Annotated in this window: 2 protein-coding genes; both read left to right on the top strand. The window is 65.6% G+C overall.

Annotated features, from left to right (window positions below; translation table 11 throughout):
* Nucleotides 1-145 precede the first annotated feature (145 nt).
* The gene (locus SB765_RS23515) at nt 146-6,613 is read left to right on the top strand and encodes an amino acid adenylation domain-containing protein (protein ID WP_410932019.1); all 6,468 of its coding nucleotides are present in this window, start codon (nt 146-148) and stop codon (nt 6,611-6,613) included.
* A 1-nt stretch (nt 6,614) separates the two neighbouring features.
* Nucleotides 6,615-11,884 (top strand): amino acid adenylation domain-containing protein (locus tag SB765_RS23510; RefSeq protein WP_410932018.1); only part of this gene is annotated, 5,270 nt, incomplete at its 3' end.

Raw genomic sequence — 11,884 nt, 5'->3', positions numbered from 1 at the left:
GCCGGTGTTCGCGGCTGAAGCCGCTCCCACAGTGATTGCGTCAGCTTTTAGAGTCTCGGCAAGCCCGTTCTCCGCTGCCCCCCTAAATCAGCCCCCCATGCCTTCGTCTGACAGTTACCGCTCGACTGCCAGGACACCGCTCGACATGAATGCTGATCAAACGCTCAAGCTCGCCCGCCGCTTCATCGAACTCAGCCCCGACAAGCGCCGCCTGTTCCTCAAGGCGCTGCAGGGCGAGGGCATGGACTTTTCCGTGCTGCCGATCGCGCCCGGTGTGGAAGTAGCTGAGCGCGACCAGCTATCGTACGCCCAGCGGCGCATGTGGTTCCTCTGGCAGCTCGACCCGCAGGGCGCGGCGTACAACCTGCCCATGGCTGTGCGCTTGCATGGCACGCTGGACCTGGCTGCCCTGCAGCACGCCTTCGACGCCCTGATCGCCCGTCACGAAACCCTGCGTACCCGGTTCGTCGCCGATGGCGATGACGTACGCCAGCAGGTCGATGCGGTCGCTGCCCCGTTGCAGCTGCGCCAGGATGCCCTGGCCGAACTGGATGAAAGTGCCCGCCAGGCCGCTGTCGAGTCCATCGCCGAAGCCGAGGCGCTGACCCCGTTTGACCTGGCCAGCGGCCCGCTGCTGCGTGTGCGCCTGCTGCAACTGGACCCGCAAGATCACGTGTTGCTACTGACCCTGCACCATATCGTCGCCGACGGTTGGTCGATGAACGTGCTGATCGACGAGTTCCTGCGCCTGTACGACGCCGCCGTGGCGGGTACCGACGCCACCCTTGAGCCGCTGCCAATCCAGTATCGCGACTATGCCCTGTGGCAGCGCAGCTGGCTGGAAGCCGGAGAACAGGAGCGCCAGCTGGCTTACTGGCAAGCCCGTCTGGGTGATGACCATTCACCGCTGGAACTGCCATTGGACCGCACACGCCAGGGCCGGCCCAGCTACCGGGGCGCACGCCACGAGTTCCCCATCGCCACAGACGTCGCCGAGCGCTTGCGCGGTGTGGCGCGCAAGCACAACGTCACCCTGTTCATGATCCTGCTGGCTGCCTTCAAGCTGCTATTACAGCGCTACAGTGGCCAGGCAACGATCCGCGTCGGCGTCCCCATCGCCAACCGCAACCGTGCCGAAGGCCAGGGCCTGATCGGCTGCTTCATCAATACCCAAGTGCTGCACACCGAGATCGACCCGCTGCTGGACATCACTGGGCTGCTGCAGCGCGTGCGCGAGACCGCTTTGGGCGCGCAAAGCCACCAGGACCTGCCGTTCGAGCAGTTGGTCGAGGCCCTGGAGCTGCCGCGCAGCACCGAGAGCCCGTTGTTCCGCGTACTGTTCAACCACCAGGCGCAAGTGGCTGATGTGCAGGCCATCGAAACCCGTTCGGGCCTGACCCTGGCGCCGATCGCGCTGGAAAAGCACACCGCCCGCTTCGACCTGGCGCTGGACACCCACGAACGCGCCGGGCAGTTGCATGCGGCTTTTACCTACGCAACGGATGTGTTCGACACCGCTACCGTCGAAGCCTTGGGCATACAGTGGCTGGCCTTGGTGCAAGCGCTGGCCGATGAAACCGGTGGTGCTGTAGGTGAGCTGGCATTGCCGGGCCTGGCCGTTGCCCACAGTGAGCCGAAGCCGGTCGAGGCACCCTTGCTGGTGCTTCAACGCTTTGCCGCTGTCGCCAGCAGTCACCCCGAACGTACGGCGGTAATGGCCGCGGGCGAGCAAGCCAGTTTTGTCGAGCTCGATGCCCGTGCCGAAGCTATTGCTGGCCGCTTGAACCAGGCCGGGGTAGGGCCGGACACGCTGGTCGGCGTGCTGGCCGACCGCAGCGTTGGCATGCTTGCCAGCATCCTTGGCGTGCTCAAGGCCGGTGGCGCATACCTGCCACTTGAGCCTGAACAGCCGCCCGAACGCCTGCACTACATGCTGGCCGACAGCGGCACGCGCCTGGTGCTGGCCCCCGGTAGCTGGCAGGCCGAACTTGCCGATGGCGTGCAGCGCATCGACTGGGTGCAGACGGGTAACGTCCGTGCCGTTCGCCTGGCGCCCGAGCCGGCCAACCTGGCCTATGTGATCTACACCTCTGGCACCACCGGGCAACCCAAGGGCGTGGCGATCAGTCACGGCGCTCTGGCCAACTACGTGGATGGCATCGCCGCGCGCCTGCCGGTCGAACGCATCCGCAGCATGGCCCAGGTCTCGACGCCGGCTGCCGACCTGGGCCACACCATGCTGTTCAGCGCACTGTGCGGTGGTCACACCCTGCACATGCTGTCACGCCAGCAGGTGCTGGATGCCGAAGGCTTCGCCGCCTACCTGGCCGAGCATCAGGTAGATGCGCTTAAAATCGTGCCGTCTCACCTGGAGGCGATGCTGGTGGCCGGCCGTTCGGCATTGCCTGCGCAGTGCCTGGTGCTCGGTGGCGAGGCCGTCAGCCCGGGCCTGCTGGGCAAGATCCGCCAACTGGATCCGGCACTGAAGGTGTTCAACCACTACGGCCCGACCGAGACCACTGTCGGCGTGCTGGTCGCCGAACTTGACGAGCACGCCAGCCTCGGCAAGCCATTGGGCAATACCCGGGTTGTGGTACTCGACCGCTGCCTGCAGCCGCTGCCAACCAAGGCCAAGGGCGAGCTGTACATCGGCGGCACCGGTTTGGCCCGTGGTTACCTGAACCGCCCGGCGCTCACTGCCGAGCGCTTTGTCCCCGACCCAGGCGGCAGCCACGGTCAGCGCCTGTACCGCAGCGGTGACTGGGTACGCCAAGGCAGCGACCTGCAATTTGTCGGGCGTATGGATGGCCAGGTGAAAATCCGTGGCTACCGCGTGGAGCTGGCCGAAATCGAAAACCAGCTGCGTACGCTGGACGGTGTCGCCAACGCGGTGGTTCGCGTTCATGGCCAGGCCCCGCAACTGCAACTGGCCGCATGGCTGGTGCCCACACAGGTGCCGGCCGACAGCATGGCCTGGCAGGACACCATCCGCGCCACCCTCAAAGGCCTGTTGCCCGAGCACATGGTGCCTGCCTATGTGATGGTGCTGGAGCACATGCCGGTCACCGTCAACGGCAAGGTCGACCTGAAGGCATTGCCAGAGCCGGTCGCTACCCAGGTGGCGTACCAGGCGGCGCAAACCCCGCTGCAAGTGCAGCTGGCACAAATCTGGGCCGAAGTCCTGCAGGTACCGCAGGTAGGCCTGACGGATAACTTCTTCGCCCTCGGCGGCCACTCGCTGCTGGCCACCCAGGCCGTATCACGGGTGCGCAAGCAACTGGGCGTGGATCTTGCGCTGCGCACCCTGTTCGACACCGTCGATTTGCAGGCCTTTGCCCAGGCAGTGGCCGAAGGCGAGCAGGGCGCAGGCCTGGAGATCGAAATACTTGACCGCCAGCAGCGGCTGCCAGTGTCCCGTTCGCAGAACCGCCAGTGGCTGTTCTGGAAGCTGAACCCCGAAAGCCTGGCCTACAACACGCCAATGGCCGTGCGCATGCAGGGCAGTCTTGACCGTGCGGCGGTACAGGCTGCGCTGGACGCCTTGGTCGCCCGCCACGAGTCGCTGCGCACGGTGTTCGTCGAGGCCGAAGGCTTGCCTTGGCAGCGTATTCTGCCGGCCGCCCCGGTGACCATCGGTTTTGAAGACCTCAGCGGCCAGGACCACGCGGCGCAGATGCGCAAGCTGGAAGCCGAAGCCTTCGTGCCGTTCGACCTGGAGTGCGGCCCGCTGCTGCGTGCCCGCCTGTTCAAGGTGCATGCGCAGGAGCACCTGCTGTCGCTGACCCTGCACCACATCGTTTCCGATGGCTGGTCGATGAGCCTGCTGGTGCGCGAGTTCGCTGCTGCCTATAACGCAGCGGCCACCGGCCAGACACATGCCATCGAGCCGCTACCGGTGCAGTACGCCGACTTCGCCGCCTGGCAGCGCAAATGGCTTGCCGAAGGGCAGATGCAGGCGCAGATCGACTATTGGAAGGCCCGCCTTGAAGATGACTTCGAAGTGCTGGAACTCCCCGCCGATCGCATTCGGCCGCAGGTCAAAAGCTACCAGGGCAGCCGCTTTGACGTGCGCCTGCCGCTGGCCCTGACCGAGCGCCTGCGGGCACTGGCGGTGACATCCAACGCCACGCTGTTCCATGTGTTCCTGGCGGCTTACGCCATCGTGCTGTCGCGCTACAGCCGCAAGGGTACGCTGAACATCGGCGTACCGGTCACCAACCGCAACCGCCTGGAGCTGGAAGGGCTGATCGGCTTCTTCATCAATGTGGTGGTGGCCCGTATTGGCGTGGATGGCAGCCAACCGTTCCCGCAGCTGCTGGCCGCGATCAAGGAAACCACCTTGCAGGCCCAGGCCAACAAGGATGTGCCGTTCCTGGAGGTGGCCGAGGCGCTGTACCCCGACCGGGACCAGGGCGTGAACCCGTTCTTCCAGGTGCTGTACAACCACCTGCGCGACTTGGGCGAGCAGGTGTCCAGCGATGCCCTGCACGGCCTGAGCGTCAAGGAAGTGGACCTGCTGGAGCCGGGCGCGCAGTACGACATTTCGCTGAACACGCTGGAGCGGTCCGATGGTGTGACGGCTTCGTTCAACTACTCGACCGACCTGTTCGACGCAGCCCGTATCGAGCGCATGGCCGGGCACTGGCAGGCGCTGCTGGAGGCCATCTGCGCCGAACCGCAGCGTTGCGTTGCCGAGCTGGACTTCCTTGGCAGCACCGAGCGCCAGCAACTGACCCATGGCTGGAACCCGACGCCAGCAGCCAGCAGCGGCCTGTGCGCGCACCAGTTGCTGGAGCGTCAGGCACGTGAGCGGCCAGACGCCTTGGCGCTGATTTTCGACGACCAGCAGATGACCTATGCCGAGCTGGACCGTAGCAGCAACCAGCTGGCGTATCGCCTGCGGGCACTGGGCGTAGGCCCGGACTGCCTGGTCGGCGTTGCCGTCGAGCGTGGCTTGGGCATGGCCTTGGCGCTGATCGCCATTCACAAGGCCGGAGGCGCGTATGTGCCGCTGGACCCAGACTACCCGCAGGATCGACTGGCCTACATGGTCGAGGACAGCAAAATCGGCTTGCTGCTGGCCGATGCCGCCTCGCGTGAGCGCCTGCAGCTGGCCAAGCAGCTGCCTTGCGTGGTGCTGGAGCCTGGCAGCGAGTGGTTGCAAGCCTGGCCAGCCGAGCGGCTACCGAACCTGGTTACGCCACAAAACCTGGCATACGTCATCTACACCTCCGGTTCCACCGGTATGCCCAAGGGCGTGGCCATCGACCATCATGCCTTGTCGGTGTTCTGCCAGGTGGCCGGCGACTATTCGCGGTTGAGCCCGCACGACCGTGTGTTGCAGTTCGCCACTTTCAGCTTCGATGGCTTCATCGAGCAGTTCTTCCCGCCGCTGGCCTGCGGCGCCTGCGTGGTGCTGCGCGACCTGCGGCTGTGGGATACAGCCACCTTGCTGGATGAAATCAACCGCCACGGCGTAACAGTGGCCGACCTGCCTGCCGCCTACTGGCGCCTGTTGGCGCTGGAGCGTCGCGGCCCCGAAGCCTATGGCCGACTGAAGCAGATTCACGTGGGTGGCGAGGCAGTGCCGGAAGACGCCCTGCGCGCCTGGCTGGCCGATGGGCCGCCAGCCGTGCGCCTGCTGAACACCTATGGCCCGACGGAGGCCACCGTGGTCGCCACCACCTATGACTGCTCTGTGATGACCGAGCAGCAGATCAGCCTGGGGGGGGTGCCTATCGGCCGAGCCTTGCCAGGCCGCAGCCTGCATGCGCTGGACGATGGCCTGGCGCCAACCCCGGTGGGTGTGCCCGGTGAGCTGTTCATCGGCAGTGCAGGCTGCCTTGCACGCGGTTACCACCAGCGGCCATCGCTCACTGCCGAGCGCTTCATCCCCGACCCGTTCGACCCTGTTGGCGGTGGCCGCCTTTACCGCACTGGCGACCTCGGCTACTACGACGAGAACGGCCAGCTGGCCTATCGCGGCCGGGTCGACCATCAGGTGAAAGTACGAGGTTTTCGCATCGAGCTAGGCGAAATCGAGCAGTCCCTGCGGGCGCACCCGGACGTGCGCGAGGCCACCGTGCTGGCTATCGACCTGCCCACTGGCAAACAACTGTGTGCCTATGCCGTGCCAGTTGAAGGCCACAGCGGTGACTTGCGCCTGGCGCTGAAGCAGTACCTCAAGGGCAGCCTGCCGGACTACATGATCCCGTCTTATCTGGTGACCCTGCCAAGCATGCCCCTGACCCCCAGCGGCAAGCTCGACCGCAAGGCGCTGCCGCTGCCCGACCCAAGCCAGCCGCAGCATGACTACGAGGCGCCACAGACCGAGCGGCAACAGCAGCTGGCCACGCTTTGGGCGCAGTTGTTGAACGTTGCCCGGGTGGGCCTGAACGACAACTTCTTCGAGCTGGGCGGCCACTCCCTGCTGGCCGCTCAGGCGGTGTCACGGATCAACGTGGAGCTGGGGCTCGACGTGCCCCTGCGGCTGATCTTCAGCCACCCCGAACTGCGCGCGTTCGCCCAGGCACTGGACGAGCAAGGTCTATCGCTTTCCGACGACGGCCTGAGCGATATCGAACAAATGATGAACGCATTCACAGAGGCCTGATATGGAACTCACTGCAGCACAACGTATCGCCCAACGTTTCGTCGGCCTCCCCGTGGAGCAGCGCCAGCAGATCCTGGAAAAGATGCAGGCCAGCGGCCAGAGCTTCCGCCTGCTGCCCATCGTGCCCGCACGCCAGGGCCTGGCGCGCATCCCGCTGTCGTATGCCCAGCAGCGCCTGCTGTTCCTCTGGCAGTTGGAGCCTGACAGCCCGGCCTACAACGTGCCGATGGCGGTGCGCCTGAAAGGCGCGCTGGACCAGGCGGTGCTGCAACAGGCACTGGATGCGCTGGTGCAGCGTCACGAGTCACTGCGCACACGCTTTGCCTCTGATGAGGGGGCGTTCCATCAGGAAATTCTCGATCACTGCCCGCTATCGCTGGAGCGGGTGATGCTCGACGGCCCGCCCGATGAAGCCTCGTTGAGCGTGGCCGTGGACGCAGCCCTCAAGCAGCCGTTCGATCTGCTGACAGGGCCGCTGCTGCGGGTGACCCTGCTGCGCGTGGCGCAAGAGGAGCATGTGTTGGCGCTGAGTATGCACCACATCATCTCTGACGGTTGGTCGAGCGATGTACTGGTGCAGGAGTTCATCCAGCTGTATACCGCCCTGGCCGAAGGCCGTCAGGCGCAGTTGCCGGCCTTGCCGATCCAGTACGCCGACTACGCCATCTGGCAGCGTGCCTGGCTGGAAGCCGGCGAAGCACAGCGACAGCTGGAATATTGGCAGACACAGCTGGGCGATGAGCAGCCGGTGCTTAGCCTGCCACTGGACTTCGAGCGCCCGGCCACGCCAAGCCAGCGCGGCGCGGTGGTGCGCGTGGACATTGCCGGCGAACAGGCCGAAGCCCTGCGCAACCAGGCGCGCAAGGGTGGCCATACGTTGTTCGTGCTGGTGCTGGCGGCCATGGCGGTGGTGCTGTCGCGTTACAGCGGCCAGGCCGATATCCGCATCGGCGCGCCGAACGCCGGGCGCAACCGCAAGGAGCTGGAAGGCCTGATCGGCTTCTTCATCAACACCCAGGTGCTGCGCGTGCAGGTGGACGAGCGCGCCACCTTTGCCGCGCTGCTGGAGCAGGTCAAGGACGTGATCGGCGGCGCACAGTCGCACCAGGAACTGCCGTTCGAGCACCTGGTGGATGCCTTGCTGCCAGAGCGCAACCTGGCCCACAACCCGCTGTTCCAGTTCAAGATCAACCAGCACGTGGCCGCCAGCGACACCGAACGCAAGCGGCTGGGTACGCTGGAGGTGGAGGGTTTTGCCCGTGACGGTGGCGACGCGCGCTTTGACCTGGCGTTCGATTTTTCCGACAAGGCCGAAGGCATTGAAGGCTACTTCACCTACGCAACTGACCTGTTCGAGCAGGCCACCATCGAGCGTATGGCTGGCTCATTGCGCCATGTGCTGGGTGCGCTGACCCGCGACCCGCAGCAGGTAATCGTCGACTGCCCAGAGCTTGTGGCTGCGCTGCCGGCTGCTGTGCAGTCTTATCCGCAGGGTGACATTCTTGCGTTGTGGCGCCAGGCCATAGCCCAAGGCCAGGCCCACGGCGGCGTGCGAGCCGGTGAGCGGTTCATGACCCAGGCCGGGCTGGAGGCAGCGTCCAATCGCCTGGCCAGCTTCCTGCGCCAGCGCGGTGTGGGTGCTGGCAGCATCGTAGCCTTGTGCTTACCGCGTTCCATCGAGTGGGTCAGCGCCTTGCTCGCGGTGCTCAAGAGCGGTGCGGCTTACCTGCCGCTGGACGGCCAGCAACCGCAGGAGCGCCTGCAACAACTGATTGCTGACAGTGGTGCTTCAGTGCTGTTGCACGAACCCGGTGATGACCGTTTCACCGACCTGCAAGGTGTACAGGTGATTGCCTGCGAGCACACCGCCTGGGCAACCTGCAGCGACAGCCCGGTCGAGGTGGCCATCGCGCCTGAGCAGCCGGCTTACCTGATCTACACCTCCGGTTCGACCGGCCAGCCGAAAGGCGTGGTGGTCAGCCACGGCGCGCTGGCCAGCTACACCCAGGCCGTGCTGGAGCGCCTGCAACTGCCGGGCTCGGCCAGCATGGCAATGGTGTCCACTCCCGCAGCCGACCTCGGCCATACCGTGCTGTTCGGCGCTCTGGCTTCCGGCCGCTTGCTGCATCTGTTGCCACAAGAGCTGGCATTCGACCCGGATGGCTTCGCCAGCTACATGACGCAGCATCAGGTGGGTGTGTTGAAGCTTGTTCCGAGCCACTTGCAAGGTTTGCTGCAAGCAGCCCGCGGTGCTGATGTACTGCCCGCCGAAGCGCTGATCCTGGGGGGCGAGGCATGCAGCTGGAGCTTGCTGGAAAAGGTCCGCGAACTGCGCCCAGGCTGCCGGGTAATCAACCACTACGGCCCGACCGAAACCACGGTCGGTGTGCTTACCTTTGAACCCGGCCCGCCTGTGCCAGGCTGCCGTACGGTGCCGGTCGGTCGCCCGCTGGGCAATGCCTGCGCCCAGGTGTTGGATGGCTACCTCAACCCACTGGCGGCACAGGTGCCCGGTGAGCTGTACCTGGGCGGGCAGGGCGTTGCCCAGGGCTACCTGGGCCAGCCCGCGCTGACCGCCGAGCGCTTCGTGCCGGCCGAGAACGGTTTGCGCCTGTATCGCACGGGTGACCGTGCACGGCTGACGGCCGATGGCCTGGTCGAGTTCATTGGCCGTGCCGATGACCAAGTTAAAATCCGCGGTTACCGCGTGGAGCCGGGCGAAGTTGGCCGAGTGTTGGCTGGCCTGCCGGGCGTCAACGATGCGGTGGTGCTGGCGTTGCCGCTGGAGGGCGACGCCGAGCGCTTGCAACTGGTGGCCTACGCCGTGGCCGAAGGTGGTGTGACCGTGCAGCAGTTGCAGGCGCAACTGCAAGCACGCCTGCCGGACTATATGGTGCCGGCACAGATGCTGTTGCTGGAGCGCCTGCCGCTGACCGTCAACGGCAAACTGGACAAGCGAGCGTTGCCAGTGCCTGGCGCGGTGAGCCGTGGTTATGTGGCGCCAGAAGGGGAGATAGAAGAGAAACTGGCCGCCGTTTGGGCCGATGTACTGAAGCTGGAGCAGGTGGGTAGCAGCGACAACTTCTTCGAGCTGGGCGGCGATTCCATCCTCAGCCTGCAGATCATCGCCCGCGCCAAGCGCCAGGGTATCAAGATCACCCCCAAGCAACTGTTCGAGCAACAGACCATCGCCCAACTGGCCCAGGTGGCCAAGCGCATCGAGGCCAAGCAACCTGCCACCGCATCGGCACCCGTGGACCCCGGTATCAGTGGCGAGGCGGCATTGCTGCCCGCCCAGGTGCGCTTCTTCGAGATGGCTATTGCCCAGCCTGCGCACTGGAACCAGTCCGTATTGCTCGAACCGGCCGACCCGGTACAGGTGTCGCAACTGGAAGCGGCCCTGCGCGCGGTGGTTAAACACCACGATGCCCTGCGCCTGCGCTTTACCCAAGGTAGCGACCAGTGGCAAGCACGCTTCCAGCCCCTGGACACTGCGCCGCTGCTACGCCAGCACACGTTGGCCTCGCTGGACGACATGGACGCTGCCGGCAATGACGTGCAGTCCAGCCTGAACCTGGAGCACGGGCCGTTGCTGCGTGCCGAACTGTTCGACTTCGCCGATGGCCAGCAGCGCCTGCTGCTGGTGGTTCATCACCTGGTGGTGGACGGTGTGTCGTGGCGCGTCCTCCTGGAAGACCTGCAGGAGGCCTATCAGCAATTGCTGAACGGCCAGGCCTTGAGCCTGCCCGCCAAGACCAGCCCGGTGAATACCTGGGCCGAGCGCCTTGCCGCTCACGCCAGTAGCCCGGCCTTGCACGCACAGCAAGGCTACTGGCAGCAGGTGCTGGCCGGCGACAACGCCGAACTTCCGCGGGACAACCCACAGGGCAGCCTGGACAACACCCATGCCCGCACCGCCGCCACGCGACTGGACGCCGAGCGTACCGCCAAGCTGCTGAAGCAGGCCCCTGCCGCCTACCGCACGCAGATCAACGACCTGCTGCTGACTGCACTGGCGCGCACGCTGTGCCAGTGGAGTGCCCAGGACAACGTACTGGTGCAGCTGGAAGGGCACGGTCGCGAAGACCTGTTCGACGACCTCGACCTCAGCCGCACCGTGGGCTGGTTCACCAGCCTGTTCCCGATGCGCCTTGCCCCTGGCCACGACCTTGGCCAATCGATCAAACGGGTAAAGGAGCAGTTGCGCGCAGTACCGGACAAAGGCATCGGCTATGGCCTGCTGCGCTACCTTGGCGCCCCCGAGGTGCGTGAGCAACTGGCGAGCGCCGCCCAGCCCCGTGTCACCTTCAATTACCTGGGCCAGTTCGACGCCAGCTTTGATAGCGAAGCCAGCGCACTGTTCACCCCAAGCGGTGAAGCGGCAGGTCGCACCCAATGTGCCGGTGCGCAGCTGGGTAACTGGCTGAGCATCACAGGCCAGGTATACGGCGGCGAACTGTTCCTGGAGTGGACCTATAGCGCCGACGTTCACCATCCGGCCACCATCGAGCGCTTGGCCCAAGCCTACGGGCAGGCCCTGACAGAACTGGTCGAGCATTGCTGCAATACCCAACACCAAGGTGTGACGCCATCTGATTTCCCGCTGGCCGCGCTGACCCAGGCGCAACTGGACAGCCTGCCGCTGGCCGCCGGGCAGATCGCCGATGTGTACCCGCTGTCGCCCATGCAGCAGGGCATGCTGTTCCACACCCTGTACGACCAGCAGGCCGGCAACTACATCAACCAGCTGCGCGTGGACGTGCAGGGGCTGGATGTGCAGCGCTTCAAGCAGGCCTGGCAGGCCACTTTCGATGCCCACGATATCCTGCGTACCGGTTTTCTCATGCAGGGCGAGCTGGACCATGCGGTGCAGGTGGTGCGCAAGGCCGTCGAGCTGCCCTTCACCGAGCACGACTGGCGGGGCCAACCGGCGCTGGAGCAGGCCTTGCAGGCGTTGGCCGAAGGCGAGCGTCAGCGCGGCTTCGACCTGGCCGCAGCGCCACTGCTGCGCCTGGTGCTGGTGCGCACGGGCGATGACAGCCACCAGCTGATCTACACCAACCACCATATCCTCATGGACGGCTGGAGCACCTCGCGCCTGCTGGGTGAAGTGCTGCAGCGCTATGCCGGTGCGGCGCCACAGGCGCAGGCCACGCACTACCGAGACTACATTGCCTGGCTGCAAGGCCAGGACGCCGCCGTGGCAGAAGCCTTCTGGAAGGCCCAGCTGGCTTCCCTCGATGAGCCGACCCGTTTGGCTCAGGCCATCGC

It is taken from the genome of Pseudomonas sp. SIMBA_067 (assembly GCF_046534675.1).
GTDB classification, from domain to species: domain Bacteria; phylum Pseudomonadota; class Gammaproteobacteria; order Pseudomonadales; family Pseudomonadaceae; genus Aquipseudomonas; species Aquipseudomonas putida.
The sequence above is the reverse complement of the archived record's forward strand: the minus strand, read 5'-3'. Positions and strand labels throughout refer to the sequence as shown.

Coding starts and splice junctions, on each gene's coding strand:
- SB765_RS23515 (WP_410932019.1), top strand. CDS start 146: ATGAATGCTGATCAAACGCTCAAGCTCGCCCGCCGCTTCATCGAACTC.